This window comes from Streptomyces sp. NPDC002092, assembly GCF_053593775.1.
Genome location: NZ_JBSFDG010000021.1, coordinates 41864 through 65372, shown reverse-complemented (window position 1 = coordinate 65372; position 23509 = coordinate 41864). Strand labels below are relative to the sequence as shown.

The 23509-nt window shown below is 70.0% G+C and carries 25 protein-coding genes; 23 read left to right on the top strand and 2 right to left on the bottom strand.

Going from position 1 to position 23509, the window contains the following annotated elements; genetic code table 11:
• Window positions 1-95: 95 nt before the first annotated feature.
• Together ffh and ftsH are read left to right on the top strand one after the other, a co-directional pair.
• On the top strand, window positions 96-1649 hold the full coding sequence (gene ffh / locus ACWCRD_RS37375; protein ID WP_450970150.1) for a signal recognition particle protein: 1554 nt from the start codon (window positions 96-98) through the stop codon (window positions 1647-1649).
• 50 nt (window positions 1650-1699) lie between these two features.
• A complete protein-coding gene (ftsH, locus tag ACWCRD_RS37370; protein WP_450970149.1) occupies window positions 1700-3637 on the top strand; it encodes an ATP-dependent zinc metalloprotease FtsH in 1938 nt (645 codons plus the stop codon).
• A 12-nt stretch (window positions 3638-3649) separates the two neighbouring features.
• On the opposite strand, the gene ACWCRD_RS37365 is transcribed toward ftsH, so the two are convergent.
• Window positions 3650-4516, bottom strand: a complete 867-nt coding sequence (locus ACWCRD_RS37365; RefSeq protein ID WP_450970148.1) for an SAM-dependent methyltransferase — start codon at window positions 4514-4516, stop codon at window positions 3650-3652.
• Between the two features lie 198 nt (window positions 4517-4714).
• Between ACWCRD_RS37365 and proS the strand changes: the two genes are divergently transcribed.
• The 18 genes from proS (at window position 4715) to ACWCRD_RS37275 (ending at window position 19570) form a co-directional block, all read left to right on the top strand.
• Window positions 4715-6130: a proline--tRNA ligase gene (gene proS / locus ACWCRD_RS37360; RefSeq protein ID WP_450970147.1), complete on the top strand. Its 1416-nt coding sequence runs from the start codon at window positions 4715-4717 to the stop codon at window positions 6128-6130.
• A 261-nt stretch (window positions 6131-6391) separates the two neighbouring features.
• The gene (locus ACWCRD_RS37355; protein ID WP_030943152.1) at window positions 6392-6988 is read left to right on the top strand and encodes a hypothetical protein; all 597 of its coding nucleotides are present in this window, start codon (window positions 6392-6394) and stop codon (window positions 6986-6988) included.
• A gap of 412 nt (window positions 6989-7400) precedes the next feature.
• Window positions 7401-7820 (top strand): 30S ribosomal protein S16, encoded by a 420-nt coding sequence (gene rpsP / locus ACWCRD_RS37350; RefSeq protein ID WP_450970146.1) that lies wholly within the window; start codon window positions 7401-7403, stop codon window positions 7818-7820.
• A 2-nt stretch (window positions 7821-7822) separates the two neighbouring features.
• On the top strand, window positions 7823-8062 hold the full coding sequence (locus ACWCRD_RS37345) for an RNA-binding protein (RefSeq protein ID WP_003973401.1): 240 nt from the start codon (window positions 7823-7825) through the stop codon (window positions 8060-8062).
• A gap of 94 nt (window positions 8063-8156) precedes the next feature.
• Window positions 8157-8699, top strand: coding sequence for a ribosome maturation factor RimM (rimM, locus tag ACWCRD_RS37340; protein ID WP_450970145.1), 543 nt, complete (start codon window positions 8157-8159; stop codon window positions 8697-8699).
• 3 nt (window positions 8700-8702) lie between these two features.
• Window positions 8703-9536: a tRNA (guanosine(37)-N1)-methyltransferase TrmD gene (gene trmD / locus ACWCRD_RS37335; protein WP_450970144.1), complete on the top strand. Its 834-nt coding sequence runs from the start codon at window positions 8703-8705 to the stop codon at window positions 9534-9536.
• 133 nt (window positions 9537-9669) lie between these two features.
• A complete protein-coding gene (gene rplS / locus ACWCRD_RS37330) occupies window positions 9670-10020 on the top strand; it encodes a 50S ribosomal protein L19 (protein ID WP_030866123.1) in 351 nt (116 codons plus the stop codon).
• 45 nt (window positions 10021-10065) lie between these two features.
• Complete coding sequence (gene lepB, locus ACWCRD_RS37325) at window positions 10066-10794, top strand: signal peptidase I (RefSeq protein ID WP_450970143.1); 729 nt, start codon at window positions 10066-10068, stop codon at window positions 10792-10794.
• Window positions 10787-11899 carry a signal peptidase I gene (gene lepB, locus ACWCRD_RS37320; protein WP_450970142.1) on the top strand — a complete coding sequence of 371 codons (1113 nt, stop codon included), beginning with the start codon at window positions 10787-10789 and terminating at the stop codon, window positions 11897-11899. Before lepB (ACWCRD_RS37325) ends, lepB (ACWCRD_RS37320) begins: the two co-directional genes overlap by 8 nt.
• Complete coding sequence (gene lepB / locus ACWCRD_RS37315) at window positions 11787-12794, top strand: signal peptidase I (protein ID WP_450970141.1); 1008 nt, start codon at window positions 11787-11789, stop codon at window positions 12792-12794. Before lepB (ACWCRD_RS37320) ends, lepB (ACWCRD_RS37315) begins: the two co-directional genes overlap by 113 nt.
• A 91-nt stretch (window positions 12795-12885) precedes the next feature.
• Entirely contained in the window at window positions 12886-13662 is a 777-nt protein-coding gene (lepB, locus tag ACWCRD_RS37310) for a signal peptidase I (protein WP_450970140.1), read from the top strand.
• Entirely contained in the window at window positions 13652-14185 is a 534-nt protein-coding gene (locus tag ACWCRD_RS37305; protein ID WP_450970139.1) for an NUDIX hydrolase, read from the top strand. Before lepB (ACWCRD_RS37310) ends, ACWCRD_RS37305 begins: the two co-directional genes overlap by 11 nt.
• Before the next feature lie 56 nt (window positions 14186-14241).
• A complete protein-coding gene (locus tag ACWCRD_RS37300; protein ID WP_003965949.1) occupies window positions 14242-14550 on the top strand; it encodes a DUF2469 domain-containing protein in 309 nt (102 codons plus the stop codon).
• 87 nt (window positions 14551-14637) lie between these two features.
• Entirely contained in the window at window positions 14638-15042 is a 405-nt protein-coding gene (locus tag ACWCRD_RS37295) for a YraN family protein (RefSeq protein ID WP_344404833.1), read from the top strand.
• Window positions 15042-16667, top strand: coding sequence for a YifB family Mg chelatase-like AAA ATPase (locus ACWCRD_RS37290; protein WP_450970138.1), 1626 nt, complete (start codon window positions 15042-15044; stop codon window positions 16665-16667). Before ACWCRD_RS37295 ends, ACWCRD_RS37290 begins: the two co-directional genes overlap by 1 nt.
• Entirely contained in the window at window positions 16664-17824 is a 1161-nt protein-coding gene (gene dprA, locus ACWCRD_RS37285) for a DNA-processing protein DprA (RefSeq protein WP_450970137.1), read from the top strand. The genes ACWCRD_RS37290 and dprA overlap by 4 nt, the downstream gene beginning before the upstream one ends.
• Window positions 17825-18095: 271 nt before the next feature.
• A complete protein-coding gene (gene whiG / locus ACWCRD_RS37280; RefSeq protein WP_450970136.1) occupies window positions 18096-18938 on the top strand; it encodes an RNA polymerase sigma factor WhiG in 843 nt (280 codons plus the stop codon).
• A 74-nt stretch (window positions 18939-19012) separates the two neighbouring features.
• Entirely contained in the window at window positions 19013-19570 is a 558-nt protein-coding gene (locus ACWCRD_RS37275) for a TetR/AcrR family transcriptional regulator (RefSeq protein WP_450970214.1), read from the top strand.
• Window positions 19571-19704: 134 nt separating this feature from the next.
• Here the strand turns inward: ACWCRD_RS37275 and ACWCRD_RS37270 are convergent, their stop codons facing one another.
• Window positions 19705-20271 carry a M23 family metallopeptidase gene (locus ACWCRD_RS37270; RefSeq protein ID WP_450970135.1) on the bottom strand — a complete coding sequence of 189 codons (567 nt, stop codon included), beginning with the start codon at window positions 20269-20271 and terminating at the stop codon, window positions 19705-19707.
• A 273-nt stretch (window positions 20272-20544) separates the two neighbouring features.
• On the opposite strand from ACWCRD_RS37270, the gene rpsB reads away from it, so the two are divergent.
• The 3 genes from rpsB (at window position 20545) to pyrH (ending at window position 23393) form a co-directional block, all read left to right on the top strand.
• Window positions 20545-21453, top strand: coding sequence for a 30S ribosomal protein S2 (gene rpsB, locus ACWCRD_RS37265; RefSeq protein WP_450970134.1), 909 nt, complete (start codon window positions 20545-20547; stop codon window positions 21451-21453).
• A 156-nt stretch (window positions 21454-21609) separates the two neighbouring features.
• On the top strand, window positions 21610-22446 hold the full coding sequence (gene tsf / locus ACWCRD_RS37260; RefSeq protein WP_450970133.1) for a translation elongation factor Ts: 837 nt from the start codon (window positions 21610-21612) through the stop codon (window positions 22444-22446).
• Between the two features lie 185 nt (window positions 22447-22631).
• Window positions 22632-23393, top strand: a complete 762-nt coding sequence (pyrH, locus tag ACWCRD_RS37255; protein WP_030943206.1) for a UMP kinase — start codon at window positions 22632-22634, stop codon at window positions 23391-23393.
• The last annotated feature ends 116 nt before the right edge of the window (window positions 23394-23509 follow it).

The following is a 23509-nucleotide window of genomic DNA, read 5'->3' as shown; positions in this document are numbered from 1 at the left end:
CCGCACTGTAGGAGCGGGCGGCGACGATTGTCTTGCGCGGCCCGATATCCTGGAAGACGCTCACACTGCCCCCGACTCCGAGGACCGACGCCGCCGTGTTCGACACTCTCTCCGATCGCCTCTCAGCGACCTTCAAGAATCTGCGCGGCAAGGGGCGTCTGAGCGAGGCGGACATCGACGCCACCGCGCGCGAGATCCGTATCGCGCTGCTCGAAGCGGACGTGGCCCTGCCCGTCGTCCGCGCGTTCATCAAGAACGTCAAGGAGCGCGCCCTCGGCCCCGAGGTCTCCGCTACGCAGTACCCCGCCAAGCGGGTCCTCGACATCGTCAATGAAGAGCTGGTCACCGTCCTGGGCGGCCAGACCCGCCGCCTGCGGTTCGCCAAGCAGCCGCCGACCGTGATCATGCTCGCGGGTCTGCAGGGTGCCGGTAAGACCACCCTCGCGGGCAAGCTCGCCAAGCACCTCAAGGAAGAGGGCCACTCGCCGCTCCTGGTCGCCGCCGACCTCCAGCGCCCGAACGCGGTGACCCAGCTGAGCGTCGTCGCCGAGCGGGCCGGCGTGGCCGTCTTCGCCCCGGAACCGGGCAATGGCGTGGGCGACCCCGTCCAGGTCGCCAAGGACTCGATCCAGCACGCGAAGACCAAGGTCCACGACATCGTCATCGTGGACACCGCCGGCCGCCTCGGCATCGACCAGGAGATGATGCAGCAGGCCGCGGACATCCGGGACGCGGTCTCGCCGGACGAGATCCTCTTCGTCGTCGACGCGATGATCGGCCAGGACGCCGTGAACACGGCGGAGGCCTTCCGCGACGGTGTCGGCTTCGACGGCGTGGTCCTCTCCAAGCTCGACGGTGACGCCCGCGGTGGTGCGGCCCTGTCGATCGCCTCGGTCACCGGCAAGCCGATCATGTTCGCCTCGAACGGCGAGAAGCTGGACGACTTCGACGTCTTCCACCCGGACCGGATGGCCTCCCGCATCCTCGACATGGGTGACCTGGCCACCCTGTTCGAGATCGCGCAGAAGGAGTTCAGCGAGGAAGAGGCCGCCAAGATGGCCTCCAAGCTCGCCTCCAAGAAGGGCCAGGACTTCACCCTGGACGACTTCCTGGCCCAGATGGAGCAGGTCAGGAAGATGGGCAGCATCTCCAAGCTGCTCGGCATGATGCCCGGCATGGGCCAGATCAAGGAACAGATCAACAACATCGACGAGCGGGACGTCGACCGCACGGCCGCGATCATCAAGTCGATGACCCCGGCCGAGCGCCAGGAACCGACGATCATCAACGGCTCGCGCCGCGCCCGTATCGCCAAGGGTTCCGGCGTCGAGGTCAGCGCGGTCAAGAACCTCGTCGAGCGGTTCTTCGAGGCCCGCAAGATGATGTCCCGCATGGCCCAGGGCGGCGGCATGCCGGGCATGCCCGGGATGCCGGGCATGGGTGGCGGTCCCGGCCGCACCAGGAAGCAGCCCAAGAAGGCCAAGGGCAAGCAGCGGTCGGGCAACCCGATGAAGCGCAAGCAGCAGGAGCAGGAGGAGGCCGCCCGCCGGGCCGCCGCCGCTGAGGGCGGCAACGCCTTCGGAGTGCCGGGTCAGCAGGCGCCGCAGGACTTCGAGCTCCCGGACGAGTTCAAGAAGTTCATGGGCTGAGTTCACCCTGTGCGCGTGCCAGGGGCGGGGTGTTGTCGTAACGTCCGCTTATGACCAACCCCGCCCCGCCGCGCAAGTCGCCCGACCAGCCCTGGCGTACCGAGGGCACTCCCGAGGAGCCGCCGAGGCCGCCGGGCGGGCGGAAGATGCGCGGCGGCTGGTGGAGCCTGATCCTGACCGCGCTGGTCGTGTATCTGATCGCGAATCTGATCCTGTCGTTCTTCAACGAGGGCAACGAGCCGACGATTTCGTACACCGAGTTCAGCAAGCAGGTCGGCGCGGGCAACGTCAGCAAGATCTACGCCAAGGGCAATGCGATCCAGGGCCAGCTCAAGAAGGGGCAGAAGAGCCCGCACGGCGGCGGCAAGTACACCAAGTTCAGCACCGAGCGGCCGACGTTCGCCAGCGACAGGATCTGGGACGACCTGACCAAGCACAACGTCACCGTCACGGCGGAACCGGTCGTCCAGCACCGCAGCTTTCTGGCCAATCTGCTGATCTCGCTGGCCCCGATGCTGCTGCTGATCGCCGTATGGGTCTTCGTCGCGCGGCGGATGAACACGGGACTCGGCGGCGCGGGCGGGATGCTCGGCCGCAAGGCGCCGCCCAAGCCGGTCGAACTGCAGCCGGGCGCCCAGCGCACGACCTTCGAGGACGTGGCGGGCATCGACGAGGTCGAGGGCGAGCTCAACGATGTCGTCGACTTCCTGAAGAACCCGGACGCCTACCGCAGGATGGGCGCGAAGATGCCCCGGGGCGTGCTGCTCGCGGGCCCGCCCGGCACCGGAAAGACCCTGCTCGCGCGTGCCGTCGCCGGTGAGGCGGGCGTGCCGTTCTTCTCGGCGTCGGCCTCCGAGTTCATCGAGATGATCGTCGGCGTCGGCGCCTCACGTGTGCGTGAACTGTTCGCGGAGGCCCGCAAGGTGGCCCCGTCGATCATCTTCATCGACGAGATCGACACCATCGGGCGGGCCCGCGGCGGCGGCTCCGGCATGGGCGGCCACGACGAACGCGAACAGACGCTGAACCAGATCCTCACCGAGATGGACGGCTTCTCCGGCTCGGAGGGCGTCATCGTCATCGCCGCCACCAACCGCGCCGACGTCCTGGACCCGGCGCTCACCCGCCCCGGCCGCTTCGACCGGGTGGTCATGGTCTCGCCCCCGGACCGCGGCGGCCGCGAGGCCATCCTGCAGATCCACACCCGCGAGATCCCCCTCGCGAAGGACGTCGACCTCGGCCAGGTCGCACGTACGACCCCGGGGATGACCGGCGCCGAACTGGCCAACCTCGCCAACGAGGCCGCCCTGCTCGCCGTCAAGCGCAAACAGGAGCGGGTCACGCAGACCGACCTCTCCGAGGCCCTGGAGAAGGTCCAACTGGGCGCCGAACGGCCCCTGGTGATGCCCGAGGAGGAGCGCCGCCGCACCGCCTACCACGAGAGCGGCCACGCCCTGCTCGGCATGCTCCAGCCCGGCGCCGACCCCGTCCGCAAGATCACCATCGTCCCGCGCGGCCGGGCCCTCGGCGTCACGCTCTCCACACCGGAGTCCGACAAGTACGCGTACACCGAGGAGTACCTGCGCGGCCGGATCATCGGCGCGCTCGGCGGCATGGCGGCGGAACAGGTCGTCTACGGGGTCGTCACCACCGGTGCGGAGAACGACCTGGAGCAGGTCACCGGCATCGCCCGCGGCATGGTCGCCCGCTGGGGCATGAGCGAACGCGTCGGCCGCCTGTCGGCCCTGCCCAGCGACGCCCAGCAGGCGTACGGCCTGTCCGCCGCCCCGCAGACCCTCGACGTGATCGACGCCGAGATGCGCCGGATCGTCGACGAGTGCTACGAGGAGGCGTGCCGCAAGCTGACCGACCACCGTGGCCAACTGAACGCCCTCGCCCAGGCCCTGCTGGAGCGGGAGACCCTGGAGGAGGCGGACGCCTACCGGATCGCGGGGATCACCCGGCTGGCGAAGGTCGACGGTTCCTGAGGTGCGCGGGGCCTAGGGGGTACGGGCGATCAGGTAGCGGAACACGTTCGGCATCCACACCGTCCCGTCCCGGCGCCGATACGGGTGCAGGGCCTCCGCCAGTTCCTTGTCCACCTGCGCCTGGTCCGTCGCCGAGATCGCCGCGTCGAACAGGCCCGTCGACAGCAGGCCCCGTACCGCGCTGTCCACGCCCGCGTACCCGAACGGGCAGGCGACCCGCCCGGAGCCGTCCGGCTTCAGGCCCGCCCGCTGCGCGACCTCCTCCAGGTCGTCGCGGAGGGCGGGGCGCCAACTGCCAGCGCTGCGCAGCGGATCCGCCAGCCTGGTGGCCACCCGCAGCACGGACGAGGTGGTGCAACGTTCCGGCGGACCCCAGCCGGCGAGCACCACGGGCGCCCCGTGCCCGGCGAGCGGTGTCGCTGCCTGCAGCAGCCCGCCGAGCCCCTCCGAGTCGCCCGCCAGACACCCGATCGGCTCGAAAGCCGTCACCAGGGTGAACGCGGGCGTCTCCGCGTCGCCCGCGGCCACGACGTCTCCGGGCGAGCCCTCGACGATCCGGGTGCCTGCACGCGCGCGCGTGCCCCACCCGTCCGGGAGCAGCCGCTCCCGCGCGAGAGCCAGTCGTTCGGGGGAGGAGTGGTCGACACCGGTGACCGCCGCGCCTCTGGAGGCCGCCAGCAAAAGCGCCAGCCCGCTGCCGCAGCCGAGGCCCAACAACCGTGTGCCGGGGCCCACTTCCAGTCGCTCGTAGACGGCCTCGTAGAGCGGGACCAGCATCCGCTCCTGGATCTCGGACCAGTCACGCGCGCGTGCACACAGGTCCACACGGGGCGCCTGGCCCGTAGGGGACGGGTGCTGCCGCACGAGCGTAGGTGTCATGTAAAGCGCCCCAATCCGACGAGAGTTGCCCCTGTACCCGATTCCATGGCCCCCGTGACGTGCGCTCGCATTCCCCCGTATGCCAGATAACTCCGCACTCGACCGCTCGTCCAGGGGTAGTGGGGCCCGGCTTGTGGGTTGCATATGCAGGCGAAAAGAATTCACGTCCCGGCAACGTGGGCCCCTACCATCGCGCCCATGGCAAAGGCTCCCGTTCTCACCCCGCGCGCGGACGACTTCCCGCGCTGGTACCAGGATCTGATCAACAAGGCCGAACTGGCCGACAACGGCCCGGTGCGCGGCACCATGGTGATCCGACCGTACGGGTACGGGCTGTGGGAGCGGATGCAGGCCGAGATGGACGCCCGGATCAAGGAGACGGGCACCCAGAACGCGTACTTCCCACTGCTGATCCCGCAGTCGTACTTCGCCAGGGAGGCCGACCACGTCGAGGGCTTCGCGCCCGAACTGGCCGTGGTCACCCATGGCGGCGGCAAGGAGCTGGAGGAGCCCGCGGTCGTCCGCCCCACCTCCGAGATGATCATCAACGACTACTTCTCGAAGTGGGTGCAGAGCTATCGCGACCTGCCCCTGCAGATCAACCAGTGGGCCAACGTGGTCCGTTGGGAACTGCGGCCCCGTCTCTTCCTGCGTACGACCGAGTTCCTGTGGCAGGAGGGCCACACCGCGCACGCCACGTACGAGGAGGCGCGCGACTTCGCCGCGCACATCCAGCAGCACGTCTACGGCGACTTCCTGACCGAGGTCCTCGCGACGGACTTCGTCTCCGGCCGCAAGACGGCCAAGGAGCGCTTCGCCGGCGCCGTCAACACGCTCACGCTCGAAAGCATGATGGGCGACGGCAAGGCCCTCCAGATGGTCACCAGCCACGAACTGGGCCAGAACTTCGCCAAGGCCTTCAACACCCGGTACCTGTCCAGGGAGGGCAGGCAGGAACTCGTCTGGCAGACCTCCTGGGGCTCCACCACCCGCATGATCGGCGCCCTGGTGATGACTCACGGAGATGACAACGGCCTGAGGGTCCCGCCGCGGCTCGCGCAGATCCAGGTCGTCGTCCTCGCGATCAAGGGCGAGGAGGCGGTTTTGGCCAAGGTCCGTGAACTCGGTGACCGGTTGCGGGCGGCGGGCCTGCGCGTCCACGTCGACGACCGCACCGACACCCCGTTCGGGCGCCGGGCCGTCGACTGGGAGCTGAAGGGCGTGCCCGTACGCATCGAGGTCGGGCCCCGTGACCTGGAAAGCGGCACGGCGATCGTGGCCCGCCGCATCCCCGGCGGCAAGGAGCCGATGCCGGTCGAATCCCTCGTGCGGCTCCTGCCCGCGATCCTCGAGGAGGACCAGGCGCTCCTGCTCGCCCAGTCCCGCGAGCGCCGTGAGTCCCGTACGGCCGAGGTGTCGACGGTCGAGGAAGCCGTCGAGGCGGTCGGCGCCGGCGGCTGGGCGCGCATCCCCTGGGCGGATCTCGGCGAAGAAGGCGAGGCCAGGCTGGCCGAGCACGCGGTGACCGTACGGTGTCTGGTCGCTGCGGACGGGTCGGTGCCAGAGGCCGAGGACGCGCCCGGTAACGTCGCGGTCGTCGCGCGCGCTTACTGATACAGGGCCGTTCCGCCGCGGACGCGACCGAAACGCCCCTTGCGCACCTGCGGATCACACCCGCACCGGCGCGTGGACACCGTCTACGCGCCGGGTCGTAGAGCGGGCTACGTACCGGCTTGGGACGAGCTGTGAGGTTTCTCCGCAGATCAGCGCACCCGCCCTCGTCGGGACGCATCAGCGGCAACTGACGGGTACGTGCAAATTATTTGGGATGGCCCGGAATAGGAACACATTCGAGGCCCCGCTCGTTGTCATTACGTGAGCACGACACAGACACCACCTGTTCTCGCCGCAGAGCTGGCAGAGGCGTGGGCCGACATTCAGCGGTACCACCCCGAGCTGCCGGACCTTGCCGCGCCAGAGTCCCTGATCGGAGAGTCGTCGTCCGCGTGCGGTCACGAGCTCTCCTTCGAGCGACTGCTCCATGAGGCAGTCCATGGCATCGCCGCCGCGCGCGGCGTACGCGACACGTCCCGCGCCGGCCGGTACCACAACCGCAGATTCCTCGCGATCGCCGAGGAGCTGGGCCTGGACCACCCCGAGGAACCGCACCCCAGCAGCGGCTTCTCCCTGGTCACGCTCAACCCCGAGGCCAAGCGCCGCTACCGCCCGACCATCGAGCGGCTGCAGCGCGCCCTCAAGGCCCACACGGCAGCCACCTCCGCCGACACCCCGAAGAGCTTCCGCGGCCCGGCGGCCCGGCACGGCTCGTCCGGGGGCGGGGTACGAGTGAAGGCGGTGTGCGACTGCGGCCGTAACGTACGGGTCGTCCCGTCGGTGCTGGCGCAGGCGCCGATCGTCTGCGGCGGCTGCGGCAAGCCGTTCCGGATCCCGGAGGTCGTGGGAGCTGCATAAGCGCGGGTCCTGGAGCACCGGCATCTCGTGGCTGCCGGAATCCGGGCGCCGCGCGCGGGGAGCCGACCGCCGTCTGCGGGCAGTCGTCCCGCTTGGGGCGGCACGGGTGGGCGCTGGGGTCCCCCGCTCGAGCGAAGTCGAGAGCGGGGGAGGCACCCCGTGCGCCGGGCAGCGCTGCCCACCCCGAGGGCACCTGCATCGCCGGGTGCCCCTCAGCCATGCCCAGGCGCGGCTCGGCACCCCTCGGCCAAAAGCGACCCGCAGGGTGTGGCACAATGGCTAGCTGTACTCGACAGCCGCACAGGAACCCTCTCGCCTCCGGCTGACGCGTCCATCGGGCACTCGGGTACCGCAACCCCACGCGGCAATCTCGCCGTGCCCAACCACGTCAAAACCAGGAGAACCCACTCCCGTGGCAGTCAAGATCAAGCTGAAGCGTCTGGGCAAGATCCGTTCGCCTCACTACCGCATCGTCGTCGCCGACTCCCGCACCCGTCGTGACGGCCGTGCGATCGAGGAGATCGGTCTGTACCACCCGGTGCAGAACCCCTCGCGCATCGAGGTCGACTCGGAGCGCGCGCAGTACTGGCTGGGTGTCGGCGCGCAGCCGACCGAGCCCGTTCTCGCCATCCTGAAGCTGACCGGCGACTGGCAGAAGTTCAAGGGCCTGCCCGCCCCGGCTCCGCTGCTCGTGGCCGAGCCGAAGGCTACTCGCCCGGTGTTCGACGCCCTCGGTGGCGACGACGAGGGCAAGGGTGAGGCCATCACCCAGAAGAAGAAGGCTGAGAAGAAGGACGAGGCTGCTGCCGAGTCCGCGTCGACCGAGGCCTGAGCATGCTCGAGGAGGCTCTCGAGCACCTCGTGAAGGGCATCGTCGACAACCCTGACGATGTGCAGGTCGCCTCGCGCAACCTGCGCCGCGGTCGTGTGCTCGAGGTCCGGGTCCACCCCGACGACCTCGGCAAGGTGATCGGCCGCAACGGCCGCACCGCGCGCGCTCTGCGTACCGTCGTGGGCGCCATCGGCGGCCGCGGTGTCCGCGTCGACCTCGTCGACGTGGACCACGTCCGCTGACGCCGAACGCAACACCGGCTCGGGCCGGGGAGGGCCACTGCGCCGTCCCCGGCCCGTAGTCGTTACCAGCCGTTACGACAGGAGATCCTGGGAAGTGCAGCTCGTAGTCGCACGGATCGGCCGTGCCCACGGCATCAAGGGCGAGGTCACCGTCGAGGTCCGTACCGACGAGCCCGAACTGCGGCTCGCACCCGGCGCCGTACTGGCCACCGAGCCCGCCTCGGCGGGCCCGCTCACCATCGAGACGGGCCGCGTCCACAGCGGCCGTCTGCTCCTGCGCTTCGAGGGCGTCCGCGACCGCAGCGCGGCCGAGGCGCTGCGCAACACCCTCCTGATCGCCGAGGTGGACCCGGAGGTGCTCCCCGAGGACGAGGACGAGTACTACGACCACCAGCTGATGGACCTGGACGTGGTCACCAAGGACGGCGTCGAGGTCGGCCGTATCACCGAGATCTCGCACCTGCCCTCCCAGGACCTGTTCATCGTGGAGCGCCCGGACGGCAGCGAGGTCCTGATCCCCTTCGTCGAGGAGATCGTCACGGAGATCGACCTCGAGGAGCAGAAGGCGGTCATCGACCCCCCGCCCGGACTGATCGACGACCAGGCGGAGATCGTCTCCACCAGGGAAGAGTCGTAAGAGATGCGCCTCGACGTCGTCACGATCTTCCCGGAGTACCTGGAGCCCCTGAACGTCTCCCTCGTCGGCAAGGCACGCGCGCGTGGACAGCTGAACGTCCATGTGCACGATCTGCGCGACTGGACCTACGACCGCCACAACACCGTCGACGACACCCCGTACGGCGGCGGCCCCGGCATGGTCATGAAGACCGACCCCTGGGGCGACGCCCTGGACTCCGCCCTCGCCGACGGCTACGAGACCGGCTCGCACGCGCCCGCGCTGATCGTGCCCACCCCCAGCGGCCGCCCCTTCACCCAGGAACTCGCCGTCGAACTCTCCGAGCGCCCCTGGCTGATCTTCACGCCCGCGCGCTACGAGGGCATCGACCGCCGGGTGATCGACGAGTACGCCACCCGGATGCCGGTCTGCGAGGTGTCCATCGGCGACTACGTCCTCGCCGGCGGGGAAGCGGCCGTGCTGGTGATCACCGAGGCCGTGGCCCGGCTGCTGCCCGGCGTCCTCGGCAACGCCGAGTCCCACCGCGACGACTCCTTCGCCCCCGGCGCCATGGCCAACCTCCTGGAAGGCCCCGTCTACACCAAGCCGCCCGAGTGGCGCGGCCGCGGCATCCCCGACGTGCTGCTCAGCGGTCACCACGGCAAGATCGCCCGCTGGCGCCGCGACGAGGCCCTGCGGCGCACGACGGCCAACCGGCCCGACCTGATCGAGCGCTGCGACCCCAAGGCCTTCGACAAGAAGGACCGCGAGATGCTCTCCATCCTGGGCTGGGCCCCGGACCCGGCGGGGGAGCCGTACGGCCGATTTTGGCGCAGGACCGAGGGCGTGGAAGAATAGACCGCTGTTGTGCGTCGTCCGGCGTGCGCCCCTGCCACAGGGGGACACGACGCCCGCCCCGGCACGGACAGCATCCTCCTGGAAACCTAGTTCCCGCCTATGACCTGTGGCATGGGCGAAGAAAGCAGACGAAATGTCTCACCTGCTCGACTCCGTCGACAGCGCGTCGCTGCGCAGCGACGTCCCGGCCTTCCGCCCGGGTGACACCGTCAACGTCCACGTCCGCGTCATCGAGGGCAACCGCTCCCGTGTACAGCAGTTCAAGGGCGTTGTGATCCGCCGCCAGGGCGCCGGTGTCCGCGAGACCTTCACGGTCCGCAAGGTCTCCTTCTCCGTCGGCGTCGAGCGCACGTTCCCGGTGCACACCCCGATCGTCGAGAAGATCGAGCTCGTCACCCGCGGTGACGTGCGTCGCGCCAAGCTGTACTACCTGCGCGAGCTGCGCGGCAAGGCCGCGAAGATCAAGGAGAAGCGCGACAGCTGAGCTCGCGCAGGCGTTCATACCGGGGCCGGATAGCATCTGGCCCCGATGGACACCGAAGCACAGCACACGGAGCGCGACCGCTCCTCCCGCCCTTCCGAATCCGAGGACGTCTCTCGGGAGATTTCGGACACAGAGGGGCCGGAGGGACGGTCGCGTTTCGCGTTGCTGTCGCGGGTCGCCGACTGGCTGCCCGGTGGGCGGATCAGTCTGACGCTCCTCGTCTGCCTGGTGTTTTTGCTGCTCCTCAACACTTTCGTGGTCCAACCATTCCAGATTCCCAGCGGATCCATGGAAAACGGATTGAGGATCGGCGACCGCGTTCTCGTAAATAAGTTGGCGTACCGTTTCGGTGCCGAGCCGCGGCGCGGCGATGTCGTCGTGTTCGACGGCACCGGGTACTTCGGGAACGCCGACTACATCAAACGCGTCGTGGGCGTAGGGGGAGACCACGTGGTCTGCTGCGACAAGGAGGGGAGAATCGAGGTGAACGGCCGGTCGGTCGACGAGTCGACGTTCCTCCACCCCGGTGACAGCCCCTCCACGGTGCCCTTCACCGTCGTCGTGCCCGACGGCACCCTCTTCGTCCTCGGCGACCACCGCAGCGACTCCAGCGACTCCCGCGACCACCTGGGCTCGCCCGGCGGCGGCATGATCCCCGTCTCGGACGTCATCGGACGCGCCGACTGGATCGTCTGGCCCAGCGCCCACTGGACCCGCCTGCAGCGTCCCGGCGCCTACGCGCGCGTGCCCGCGGCGGACGGTGCGCATGGGTAACCGTGGCAAACCGCGCGGTGCCGCGAGCGGCCCGGCCGACGGGCTGCTGCCCACCGGCTCCCGCCGCGCCTCCGGCCCGGTGGCCGGGGGCGGCGGCCGCACCCGCGCCGAGCGGCGCAAGCTGCAGCGCAAGGTCAAACGAAAGCGCAGGCGCAGCGCGGTCAAGGAGATACCCCTCCTCGTCGGCGTCGCGGTCCTCATAGCCCTGGTCCTCAAGACGTTCCTCGTCCAGGCGTTCGTGATCCCGTCCGGCTCCATGGAGCAGACGATCCGGATCGGCGACCGTGTCCTCGTCGACAAGTTCACCCCGTGGTTCGGCTCGAAGCCCAAGCGCGGGGACGTCGTCGTGTTCAAGGACCCGGGCGGCTGGCTCGCGGGCGAGCAGACCACCACCAAGAAGAGCGACCCCGTCGTCGTCAAGCAGGTCAAGGAGGGACTCACCTTCATCGGCCTGCTGCCGTCCGACAACGAGAAGGACCTCATCAAGCGGGTCATCGGCGTCGGCGGCGACCACGTCAAGTGCTGTGACACGCAGGGGCGGGTGACCGTCAACGGCGTTCCCCTGACCGAGGGCGACTATCTGTATCCCGGAAACGCCCCCTCCACACAGCCGTTCGACATCACCGTCCCCAAGGGGCGGCTGTGGGTGATGGGCGATCACCGGGGCAACTCCGCGGACTCCCGCGCGCATCAGAACACGCCCTACGGCGGCACGGTCTCCGAGGACTCGGTGGTGGGACGGGCGATGGTCATCGCCTGGCCCTTCGGCCACTGGACCTCCTTGAAAGAACCTAAAACTTTCTCCTCGGTCTCCAACTCCGTGTCGGGGACGACCGCGTCCCCGCAGCTGTCGCATAGGGTTGCCCCTGACTATTTCAACGGAACGGTCCAACTCCCGAGCCCTGCGGAACTCCCGCTCGTTATGGGAGTGGTGGGCCTGCACCGCGTCTGGGGCAGGCAGCGGCACAGAGTAAGGAGTTGGCGTGGGGGATGTGGCGGTTGGCGCACGGCCCGGAAACGACGGCGAGGAGCACCGCGGACAGCCCGTCCAAGGGGTTTCCGCAGCCGTCCCGGCCGCGAACAGCGCCGTGACCTCCGGGAGTGACTCCGGGGCGACCGACGACGGCAGGACGCCGGGCGAGCGGAACCGGACCGAGGAACAGGGGTCGGACGGGACACCCCCCAAGTCCAAGAAGCAACGCTCCTTCTGGAAGGAGCTGCCCATCCTGATCGGCATCGCGCTCGTGCTGGCGCTGCTGATCAAGACGTTCCTGGTGCAGGCGTTCTCGATCCCTTCGGACTCGATGCAGAACACCCTGCAGCAGGGCGACCGGGTCCTGGTCGACAAACTCACCCCCTGGTTCGGTTCGAAGCCGGAGCGCGGCGAGGTCGTCGTCTTCCACGACCCGGACAACTGGCTGGCGGGCGAGCCCACGGCCAACCCGAACCCGCTGCAGAAGGCCCTCAGCTGGATCGGCCTGATGCCGTCCGCCGAGGAGAAGGACCTCATCAAGCGCGTCATCGGCGTCGGCGGCGACACCGTCTCCTGCAAGGGCTCCGGCCCGCTCAGGGTCAACGGCAAGGCGCTCAACGACGCGTCGTTCGTGTACGCGGGCAACACCCCGTGCAGCGTCGACGACCAGGGCGGCCAGTTCACGGTGAAGGTCCCCAAGGGCTACATCTGGGTCATGGGCGACCACCGTCAGAACTCGCGGGACTCGCGCTACAACCAGAGCGACAAGCACAACGGCATGGTTCCGGTGAGCAAGGTCGTCGGACGGGCCATCGTCATCGCCTGGCCCATCACCCGCTGGGACACCCTCCCGATCCCGGACACCTTCGACCAGCCGGGACTGAACGAGCAGTCCTCGGCGTCCGCCGCCCTGACGGTCGCCCCGAACGCGCTCGCCCTGACCGGGGTGGTGCCGGTGGCCCTGTGGCGTCGCAGGAAGATCGCGGCGGTCGAGACCCGCAAAGCGGACTCGGAGCACTCCGCCTGACCGTGCCTTGGTGAAGCCCTGGTGCAGCTGTGACCTCGGTCGGCCGTGAGGGGCTGACCGGGTCAGGTACTGCCGGGTAGGGTGCGGACCCATGGGTGGCGAGAGCACTACGCGTACGGCCCCGCGCAGCGGTGGCAGGAGCACGGGCCCGGTGGGCAGCAAGGCCGGACAGCGACTGTCCGGACTGGCGGTCGCGCTGGGCATTGTGCTGTTCCTCGGCGGATTCGGCTGGGGAGCGGTGGTCTACCGGCCGTACACCGTGCCGACCACCTCGATGACGCCGACGATCGACGCCGGCGACCGGGTCCTGGCCCAGCGCGTCGACGGCAGTGAGATCCGCCGGGGCGACGTCGTCGTCTTCAACGACAAGTCCTGGGTGACGGGCGCCTCCGTGGTCAAGCGCGTGGTCGCGGTCGGCGGCGACACGGTCTCCTGCTGCACGAACGGCAAGCTGACCGTCAACGGCAAGCAGATCGACGAGGGCTATCTCAAGGGCAGCGTCGTCGAGGACAAGAACATCCCGACCGTGAAGGTCCCCCAGGGCCGCCTGTTCCTGCTCGGCGACGAGCGCCAGGGGTCACTGGACTCCTCCGCCCACCTCAGTGACGCCGCCCAGGGCACCGTCGCGCGCTCCGCCGTGACCGCTCGCGTGGATGCCGTCGTCTGGCCCATGAAGGGCATGCTGGAACGCCCCAGCGGCTTCGAGACCCTCGGCGTGCTCTCCCAGCCGGGCCCGCTGCGGATCATCGTCACCCTGATCGTGGCCGGCGCCGTGCTGGTCCTCGGCGGCGGCGCGTACGGCCCGGTCGCCAAGCGGATGGGCGGGCGCCGCGCCCGTGCGCGGACGGAGCCCGTGGGTGCCCGCTGAGGCCGCGGGCGGGTACGAGGACTCGTACCGGGGCGGGCTGCGCAAGGTGGCCCGGGTGGTTCTGCTCGACCCCGAGGACCGCATCCTGCTCCTGCACGGCCATGAGCCGGACGATCCGGCCGACGACTGGTGGTTCACGCCCGGCGGCGGACTGGAGGGCGACGAGAGTCGTGAGGAGGCCGCTCTCAGGGAACTCGCCGAGGAGACCGGCATCACCGATGTCGAACTCGGCCCGGTGCTGTGGCGGCGGATGTGCTCCTTCCCGTTCGCGGGCCGCCGCTGGGACCAGGACGAGTGGTACTACCTGGCCCGTACGACGGACACGTCCAGGGTGGTGCCCGGGGCCACGGGCCTCACGGAACTGGAGCGGCGCAGCGTCGCCGGAGCACGCTGGTGGACGTGTCGGGAACTTGCCCGGGCGCATGAGACCGTGTACCCGACCAGACTCGCCGAGCTGCTGTGCAGGCTGCTCGACGAAGGTCCCCCGGCCGGGCCCGTGACCCTTGACCCCGAAATCGTCTAGGGGCTCACGGGACTGGCGCACAATGGTGGGATCGCACGGCTGAAGGGGAAGCTGCCATGAGCGCCGAGGACCTCGAGAAGTACGAGACCGAGATGGAGCTGAAGCTCTACCGGGAGTACCGCGATGTCGTCGGTCTGTTCAAATACGTGATCGAGACCGAGCGGCGCTTCTACCTGACCAACGACTACGAGATGCAGGTGCATTCGGTCCAGGGCGAGGTGTTCTTCGAGGTGTCGATGGCGGACGCCTGGGTCTGGGACATGTACCGGCCGGCTCGGTTCGTGAAGCAGGTGCGGGTACTCACGTTCAAGGACGTGAACATCGAGGAGCTGAACAAGAGCGATCTCGAGCTGCCGGGCGGCTGACGGTCACGGTAGGTCGCTCGTGCGGGTGACGAGTTTGTCCACAACCGCCGAGTAGTCCACCAAGATCCACTTGGTGGGAGCGGATGCGTGACGGTTGGCGCCGGAGGTGGTGCCGACATGAGGACACGCAACGCACAACGCAGTGCCATGGGCAGGTACGGCGAGGATCTGGCCGCGCGGCGGCTGGCGGACGCCGGCATGACGGTCCTGGAGCGCAACTGGCGCTCGGGCAGGACGGGTGAGATCGACATCGTGGCCCGGGACGGGGACGTCCTGGTGGTCTGCGAGGTGAAGACCCGCAGGGCGGGCATCTTCCAGCACCCGATGGCCGCGGTCACGCCGACCAAGGCGCAGCGCCTGCGCGGCCTGGCGGAACGCTGGGCGCAGGAACACGGCGGGGCCCCGCCGGGCGGCGTCCGTATCGACCTGGTGGGCGTCGTGCTCCCCGACCGCGGCGCACCCGTGGTCGAACACGCGCGGGGGGTGGCCTGATGGGGTTCGCGCGTACGTGCTCGGTGGCGCTCGCCGGTGTCGAGGGCGTGGTGGTCGAGGTCCAGGCGGATCTGGAGCCGGGGGTGGCGGCGTTCACGTTGGTGGGGCTGCCGGACAAGAGCCTGAGCGAGAGCCGGGACCGGGTGCGGGCGGCCGTCGTCAACTCGGGCGGCGAATGGCCGCAGAAGAAGCTGACGGTGGGGCTGAGCCCGGCATCCGTGCCGAAGGGCGGGAGTGGCTTCGACCTGGCCGTCGCCTGCGCCGTGCTCGGCGCCTGCGAGCGGATCGACCCGCGGGTGCTCGCCGACATCGTGATGATCGGGGAGCTGGGGCTGGACGGCCGCGTCCGGCCCGTGCGGGGCATCCTGCCGGCGGTGCTGGCCGCGGCGGACGCGGGCTACGAGCAGGTGGTCGTGCCCGAGTGCGCGGCCGCCGAGGCGTCTTTGGTGCCCGGTGTCTCCGTCCTGGGGGTGCGCAGCCTGCGCCAGCTGATCGCCGTCCTGGCGGACGAGCCGGTACCCGAGGAGGAACCGGACGAGCAGGGCCGTCCCGATCCGCTGCTGGCGGGTCTGCGGATGCCCGGCACGGGCGCGGCCACGGGGATGCACAGCCTGGGCGCCGCCCAGCACGACCGGGGTCATGACCTCGCCGACGTGGTGGGCCAGATCTCGGCGCGGACGGCGGTGGAGGTTGCCGCGGCGGGTGGCCACCACCTGTTCCTGGAGGGACCGCCCGGCGCCGGGAAGACCATGCTCGCGGAGCGGCTCCCCGCGATCCTCCCGCTGCTCGGCAGGCAGGAGTCGCTGGAGGTCACGGCGGTGCACTCGGTGGCAGGTCTGCTGCCCCCGGGCAAACCCCTGATCGACGTCGCTCCGTACTGCGCCCCGCACCATTCGGCCACCATGCAGGCGCTCGTGGGCGGCGGCCCGGGCGTCGCGCGGCCCGGCGCGGTCTCGCTCTCCCATCGGGGCGTGCTCTTCCTCGACGAGACGCCCGAGTTCAGCAGCCATGCACTCGACGCGCTGCGGCAGCCCCTGGAGGCGGGGCACGTGGTGATCGCACGCAGCGCGGGTGTCGTGCGGTTCCCGGCGAAATTCCTGATGGTGCTCGCAGCGAACCCCTGCCCCTGCGGCCGCTTCTCCCAGACGGACGACTTCTGCGAGTGCCCGCCCTCGGCGATCCGCCGCTACCAGGCGCGGCTGTCCGGCCCGCTGCTCGACCGGGTCGACCTGCGGGTCGAGGTCGACCGGGTCACCCGCGCCCAGCTGACCCAGCGGGGCGCCGGCGGCGAGTCCACCACGACCGTCGCCGACCGGGTGAGGGCGGCCAGGGAGCGTGCGGCGGCCCGGCTCGTCGGCACGCCGTGGCGGACCAACAGCGAGGTCCCCGGGCGGGAGCTGCGCAGCCGCTGGCACGCCGCGGCCGGCGCGATGGACGAGGCGGAACGGAATCTGGAGCGGGGCGTGCTGACCGCCCGGGGACTCGACCGCGTGCTGCGTGTCGCCTGGACCGTCGCGGACCTCGTGGGCCACGACCGGCCCGACGCGACCGACGTCGCCCTGGCGCTGCAACTGCGCACAGGCGTGCCGCGCGGGGTGCCCATGGCCATCCGGGCGCTGACATGAGCCCCGATGACGATCCGGCCGGCGAGCTGCTCGCCCGTGTCCTTCTCAGCCGTGTTCTCGAACCGGGGGACGAGGTCGGCGGGCGGTGGCTGCGGGAGCTCGGCGCGGTGGAAGTGGCGCGACGGCTGCGCGAGGGCGGGCCCCAGCTGATCGGGATCACCGACAGGCGGTGGGCCGGGCTGCTGGACCGGGCCGCCCAGGCCGAGCCCGAGCGGGACCTCGCCGCCGCCCAGCAGGCCGACATGCGGTTCGTGGCGCCCGGGGACGGCGAATGGCCCTGTCAGCTCGACGACCTGGGGGACGCCCGGCCGGTGGGGCTGTGGGTGCGGGGGCGGCCCAGTCTGCGGATGTGGGCGCTCAGATCCGTCGCCGTCGTCGGGGCACGGGCCTGCACCGAGTACGGGGCGCACATGGCGGCCACGCTCGGCGCCGGGCTCGCCGAGCACGGGTGGGTGGTGGTGTCCGGCGGGGCCTACGGGGTCGACGGCGCCGCCCACAGGGGCGCCCTCGGCGCCGGCGGCGCCACCGTCGCGGTGCTGGCCTGCGGGGCCGACCGGGCCTACCCGAGCGGACACGCCCAGTTGCTCGCCAGGATCGCGGAACAGGGACTGGTGATCGGGGAGTTGCCGCCCGGCGACCACCCGACACCGAGCAGATTCATCGTCCGCAACCGGGTGATCGCCGCCCTGACCAGGGGCACCGTGGTCATCGAGGCCGCGCACCGCAGCGGCTCGCTGGTCACGGCGCGGGCCGCGCAGCGGCTGGGGCGCCACACGATGGGTGTGCCCGGGCCGGCCACCAGCGGTCTGTCCGCCGGAGTGCACGAGCTTCTGCGGGGCGACGCCGTGCTCGTCACCGACGCAGCGGAAGTCGTCGAGCTGGTCGGCGACATGGGCGAGCTGGCCCCGGACCGGCGCGGACCCGTGCTGCCCCGCGATCTGCTGGAGCCCGGCGCCCGCCGCGTCCTGGCCGCACTCCCCGGCCGCGGGGCGGCGCCGCCCGGCGACATCGCGCGGGGTGCGCAGACCACGCAGGACGACGCGGTCGCGAGACTGTACGAACTCCGATCACTCGGTTACGTCGAACGACACGGCGACGGCTGGAAGTTGACACGCCAGGCGATGATCTCCGTCCGAGGGGGTCGCAGTCCGTGTTGACCGAGCGTGTTCGGCCGTCCGGGGGAAGCCTGACACCTGTGCAAATGCGCGGAGTTGGTGTCCCCCGGCGGTCACGCACAGCGATCATCATGACTCTGTGGGGCGTCCTGCGGAACGTATCTGCGCACCCGATCCGCGCCGGTCTTCGCGCACCGCGACACTTCAGTCACGCTACGCTCACGAGGATTCCGGCACAGACCGGCATCTCGACACCAGACCGACAGCTCCCCCAGGCACCCCCACTTCACGGCAGAACGGCACAAGGCGACGAATGCCCCAGCACACCTCCGGGTCCGACCGGGCGGCGATCCCCCCAGCCGCCCGTGACGGTGGCAGCGTGCGGCCGCCCGCTCCCTCGACGCTCGACGAGCTGTGGCGGTCGTACAAGGACACGGGCGACGAGCGGCTGCGGGAGCAGCTGATCCTGCACTACTCGCCGCTGGTGAAGTACGTGGCGGGACGGGTGAGCGTCGGTCTGCCGCCGAACGTGGAGCAGGCCGACTTCGTCTCCTCGGGGGTCTTCGGGCTCATCGACGCGATCGAGAAGTTCGACATCGACCGGGAGATCAAGTTCGAGACGTACGCGATCACCCGGATCCGGGGGGCGATGATCGACGAGCTCAGGGCCCTGGACTGGATCCCGCGATCGGTGCGGCAGAAGGCGCGGAACGTGGAGCGGGCGTACGCGACCCTGGAGGCGCGTCTGAGACGGACACCGTCGGAGAGCGAGGTGGCCGTCGAGATGGGCATCCCTGTCGATGAACTCCACGCCGTGTTCAGCCAGTTGTCGCTGGCCAACGTGGTGGCCCTGGAAGAGCTGCTGCACGTGGGGGGCGAGGGCGGGGACGGGCTCAGCGTGATGGACACGCTGGAGGACACCGCCGCGGACAACCCGGTCGAGGTGGCCGAGGACCGGGAGCTCAGACGGTTCCTGGCCCGGGCGATCAACACCCTGCCCGAGCGGGAGAAGACCGTCGTCACGCTGTACTACTACGAGGGCCTCACGCTAGCCGAGATCGGGAACGTGCTCGGCGTGACCGAGAGCCGGGTGAGTCAGATCCACACCAAGTCGGTGCTGCAGCTGCGGGCGAAGCTGGCGAGCTTCGGACGCTGAGCGGCCCGACTCACTCCCGTCGGGGGTGGTCCGTCCGTAAAGTGGTTGACGTGCCAAGGATTCGAGCGGCCTCCGTGGCCGAACACCGGTCGATGCAGCGAGCCGCCCTGCTGGACGCGGCCCGGTCTCTGCTGTCCGAGGGTGGGACGGAGGCGCTGACGTTCCCGGCTCTCGCCGAGCGGACGGGGCTCGCACGGTCGTCCGTGTACGAGTACTTCCGCTCCCGGGCGGCCGTCGTCGAGGAACTGTGCGCGGTCGACTTCCCGGTGTGGGCCTCGGAGGTCTCGGCGGCGATGGAGCGGGCGGCGTCGGCCGAGGGCAAGGTCGAGGCGTATGTGCGGCAGCAGCTGGTGCTGGTCGGGGACCGGCGGCATCGGGCTGTGGTGGCGATCTCCGCGAGCGAGCTGGATGCGGGGGCCCGGGAGAAGATCCGGGCCGCGCATGGGGGGCTGGTCGCGATGATCGTCGAGGCGCTCGGGGAGATGGGGCATTCTTCGCCGCGGCTGGCTGCGATGCTGGTGCAGGGGGTTGTGGACGCGGCTGTGCGGCGGATCGAGCTGGGGGCGGCGGAGGAACCCTCGGTGATCACCGAGGCTGCGGTGGCCATGGCGCTGCGGGGGGTTCGGGGCTGAGGGCGGGTCGCTGCCGGGGCGGTGTCGCCGGCCCGCGCCTGCGGGGCGCCGCCTGCGCCCACCCGTGCCGCCCCAGGCGGCACGACTGCCCGCAGGCTATGGCGGCTGCGTGACTGCCCGCAGGCTGGGCCGGGTCACGAAGGCAGTGGTACGCCCAGGACCGGCAGCAGCCTCGACGGGCCCCTGTGCAGCAGCCATGGCGGTAGCAGTGACAGTGGGTCCAGGTAGGTCTCGTCCCTGAGCAGGCCCCAGTGCACGCACGTGACCGTGCAATGTCCGCCCGCTGGTTCCACCGTGCCCACCACCTCGCCTGCCTCCACCTCGTCACCCTTCTTCACCGACGCCCGCACCGGCTCGTACGTCGTCCGCAGGTTCGTGGCCGTCAGCTGTACGGAGATCACGCCGCGGCCTGCCACGCGGCCCGCGAAGGAGACGCGGCCGGCTGCCACCGCTCTCACCGGGGTTCCGGCCGGGGCTGCCAGGTCCACGCCCCGGTGGCCGCGGCCGTGGACCGTCGCCGGGGGCTCCCAGCCTCGGAGGACAGCGGGGTGGGTGCCCACCGGCCAGGCGCGGCCGACGGCAGGGACCGGTGGGTCCGGGGCCGGTGGCGGGTCGTCCGCCCAGGCCCAGGGGGACAGGACGGTCAACGCCAGTCCCAGCAGTGCCGCCCACGTCATCTGCACGTATCGCCTCGCTCGCATGCGAGAAGACTCCCGCGCCGCCTCCGATCATGGCCGCGAGCTGTGGACTACTCCCCGGTTGTGGACAGCGGCGTCACCCGGTGCCTCGCGGGTCCCGTACACTTCTTCTGGCGATCCGGGTCACCGGGTCGACTTCGCACGCCCCGACATCAAGCCGCCATGCGGTCGGTGTCAGCGCCTCTCGGTCCCTCGTGGCAAGGCGCACCGCGGGCGTCAGGCGCGGGAGCCGTCCGGTCCCCGCGGCACAACCGAGAAACTCAAGGAGATACGGCCATGGCCGTCGTCACGATGCGGGAGCTGCTGGAGAGCGGCGTCCACTTCGGTCACCAGACCCGTCGCTGGAACCCGAAGATGAAGCGGTTCATCTTCACCGAGCGCAACGGCATCTACATCATCGACCTGCTCCAGTCGCTGTCGTACATCGACCGCGCCTACGAGTTCGTCAAGGAGACCGTCGCCCACGGCGGCACGGTCATGTTCGTCGGTACGAAGAAGCAGGCGCAGGAGGCCATCGCCGAGCAGGCCACCCGCGTCGGCATGCCCTACGTCAACCAGCGCTGGCTGGGCGGCATGCTCACCAACTTCTCCACCGTCTACAAGCGTCTGCAGCGCCTCAAGGAGCTCGAGCAGATCGACTTCGAGGACGTCGCCGCTTCGGGTCTGACCAAGAAGGAGCTTCTCGTGCTCTCGCGCGAGAAGGCCAAGCTGGAGAAGACCCTCGGTGGTATCCGCGAGATGCAGAAGGTGCCCAGCGCCGTCTGGATCGTGGACACCAAGAAGGAGCACATCGCGGTCGGTGAGGCCCGGAAGCTCAACATCCCGGTCGTCGCGATCCTCGACACCAACTGCGACCCGGACGAGGTCGACTACAAGATCCCGGGCAACGACGACGCGATCCGCTCCGTCACCCTGCTCACCCGCGTGATCGCCGACGCCGTCGCCGAGGGCCTCATCAGCCGCTCGCGCGTCGCCACCGGTGACAAGGGCGAGAAGGCCGCCGGCGAGCCGCTGGCCGAGTGGGAGCGCGACCTGCTCGAGGGCGAGAAGAAGGCCGACTCCGAGGAAGCCGCCGAGAAGCCGGCCGAGGCCGCTGCTGAGGCCCCCGCCGCCGAGGCCGCTGAGGCCCCCGCGGCTGAGGCTCCGGCCGCCGAGGCTCCGGCCGCGGAAGCCGAGCAGGCCTGACCCGTCAGCGTCAGAGGTTGACGGCGGGGGCGGCGTGAAGTCCGCCCCCGCCGTTCACCCGTAGGTCAGCGGCGAGTCAGCGGCCCCCGGCTACATGGGGGCCGTAGACCCCGTAGATCTTCGATCTTCCAGACTTCGAGAAAGATTCACAGACTCATGGCGAACTACACCGCCGCCGACGTCAAGAAGCTTCGTGAGCTCACCGGCGCCGGCATGATGGACTGCAAGAAGGCGCTGGACGAGGCCGAGGGCAACGTCGACAAGGCCGTCGAGGCGCTCCGCATCAAGGGCCAGAAGGGCGTCGCCAAGCGCGAGGGCCGCTCCGCCGAGAACGGCGCCGTGGTCTCCCTCATCGCCGACGACAACACCTCCGGTGTCCTGGTCGAGCTGAAGTGCGAGACGGACTTCGTCGCCAAGGGCGAGAAGTTCCAGGCCGTCGCCAACGCGATCGCCGAGCACGTCGCCAAGACCTCCCCGGCCGACCTCGAGGCGCTGCTCGCCTCCGAGATCGAGGCCGGCAAGACCGTCCAGGCGTTCGTGGACGAGGCCAACGCCAACCTCGGCGAGAAGATCGTCCTGGACCGCTTCGCGCAGTTCGCCGACGGTTTCGTCTTCTCCTACATGCACCGCACCATGCCCGACCTGCCCCCGCAGATCGGTGTCCTGGTCGAGCTGGACAAGGCCGACGCGGACCTGGCCAAGGGTATCGCCCAGCACATCGCCGCCTTCGCGCCGAAGTACCTCTCCAAGGAGGACGTGCCGGCCGAGGTCGTCGAGTCCGAGCGTCGCGTCGCCGAGGAGACCACCCGCGCCGAGGGCAAGCCCGAGGCCGCCCTGCCGAAGATCGTCGAGGGTCGCCTCAACGGCTTCTTCAAGGACGCCACGCTGCTCGGTCAGCCGTACGCGCTCGACAACAAGAAGTCCGTCCAGAAGGTCCTGGACGAGGCCGGTGTCACCCTGAAGCGCTTCACGCGTATCAAGGTCGGCATCTGAGTCCGTGCCGCGATCGGCGTCTCGGCCCGATAGGGTCGAGGGCAGCCGTCCGGCCGTCCGGCACGCACGCGCGTGACGGACGACAGCAGATCTGACGAGGAGGCCATTGCCGAGCATGGGATGCCAACACCCCAGCGGCAATGGCCTTCTTCGTATGTGCAACACGTGAAAGAGGCGGGATCTCCATGACCACCACCAAGCCCCAGAAGAGCGACGACGGCAAAGTACGCGGCCGGTTTCTGCTGAAGCTGTCCGGTGAGGCCTTCTCCGGTGGCGGGGGCCTGGGAGTGGACCCCGACGTGGTGCACAAGATCGCCCGCGAGATCGCGGCCGTCGTACGGGACGGGGCTCAGGTCGCGGTCGTCATCGGCGGCGGCAACTTCTTCCGCGGCGCCGAACTGCAGCAGCGCGGCATGGACCGGGCCCGCTCCGACTACATGGGCATGCTCGGCACCGTGATGAACTGCCTCGCCCTCCAGGACTTCCTGGAGAAGGAGGGCATCGACAGCCGGGTGCAGACCGCCATCACCATGGGCCAGGTCGCCGAGCCGTACATCCCGCTGCGCGCGGTGCGGCACCTGGAGAAGGGCCGGGTCGTCATCTTCGGCGCCGGTATGGGCATGCCGTACTTCTCCACCGACACCACCGCCGCCCAGCGCGCCCTGGAGATCGACGCCGAGGCGCTGCTGATGGGCAAGAACGGCGTGGACGGGGTCTACGACTCCGACCCCAAGCGCAACCCGGACGCCGTCAAGTTCGACTCCCTCGGCTACGGCGAGGTCATCACCCGCGACCTCAAGGTCGCCGACGCCACCGCAATCACGCTGTGCCGCGACAACAAGCTCCCGATCCTCGTCTTCGAGCTCCTCGCGGAGGGCAATATCGCCCGCGCCGTCAAGGGTGAGAAGATCGGCACGCTTGTGGGTGACCACGGCAGCCGGGACTGACCAGCAACACCCACGGACCCTGACCGGGGGATGGACAATGTCCCGCAGGTCGGGAACCGTGCAGGAAGAAGACGCGACGCAGCCGGCCGCCGCCCCCACGCTTATGGAACAGCAGC

Bases quoted from the DNA above. Each gene is read 5' to 3' on its own strand.
- pyrH (WP_030943206.1), top strand. From the start codon at position 22,632: ATGACCACCACCAAGCCCCAGAAGAGCGACGACGGCAAAGTACGCGGC.
- lepB (WP_450970142.1), top strand. From the start codon at position 10,787: ATGGGTAACCGTGGCAAACCGCGCGGTGCCGCGAGCGGCCCGGCCGAC.
- ftsH (WP_450970149.1), top strand. From the start codon at position 1,700: ATGACCAACCCCGCCCCGCCGCGCAAGTCGCCCGACCAGCCCTGGCGT.
- lepB (WP_450970140.1), top strand. From the start codon at position 12,886: ATGGGTGGCGAGAGCACTACGCGTACGGCCCCGCGCAGCGGTGGCAGG.
- tsf (WP_450970133.1), top strand. From the start codon at position 21,610: ATGGCGAACTACACCGCCGCCGACGTCAAGAAGCTTCGTGAGCTCACC.
- lepB (WP_450970143.1), top strand. From the start codon at position 10,066: ATGGACACCGAAGCACAGCACACGGAGCGCGACCGCTCCTCCCGCCCT.
- ACWCRD_RS37365 (WP_450970148.1), bottom strand. From the start codon at position 4,516: ATGACACCTACGCTCGTGCGGCAGCACCCGTCCCCTACGGGCCAGGCG.
- whiG (WP_450970136.1), top strand. From the start codon at position 18,096: ATGCCCCAGCACACCTCCGGGTCCGACCGGGCGGCGATCCCCCCAGCC.
- ACWCRD_RS37300 (WP_003965949.1), top strand. From the start codon at position 14,242: ATGAGCGCCGAGGACCTCGAGAAGTACGAGACCGAGATGGAGCTGAAG.
- proS (WP_450970147.1), top strand. From the start codon at position 4,715: ATGGCAAAGGCTCCCGTTCTCACCCCGCGCGCGGACGACTTCCCGCGC.
- trmD (WP_450970144.1), top strand. From the start codon at position 8,703: ATGCGCCTCGACGTCGTCACGATCTTCCCGGAGTACCTGGAGCCCCTG.
- ACWCRD_RS37270 (WP_450970135.1), bottom strand. From the start codon at position 20,271: ATGCGAGCGAGGCGATACGTGCAGATGACGTGGGCGGCACTGCTGGGA.
- dprA (WP_450970137.1), top strand. From the start codon at position 16,664: ATGAGCCCCGATGACGATCCGGCCGGCGAGCTGCTCGCCCGTGTCCTT.
- ACWCRD_RS37345 (WP_003973401.1), top strand. From the start codon at position 7,823: ATGCTCGAGGAGGCTCTCGAGCACCTCGTGAAGGGCATCGTCGACAAC.
- ACWCRD_RS37290 (WP_450970138.1), top strand. From the start codon at position 15,042: ATGGGGTTCGCGCGTACGTGCTCGGTGGCGCTCGCCGGTGTCGAGGGC.
- rplS (WP_030866123.1), top strand. From the start codon at position 9,670: ATGTCTCACCTGCTCGACTCCGTCGACAGCGCGTCGCTGCGCAGCGAC.
- rpsB (WP_450970134.1), top strand. From the start codon at position 20,545: ATGGCCGTCGTCACGATGCGGGAGCTGCTGGAGAGCGGCGTCCACTTC.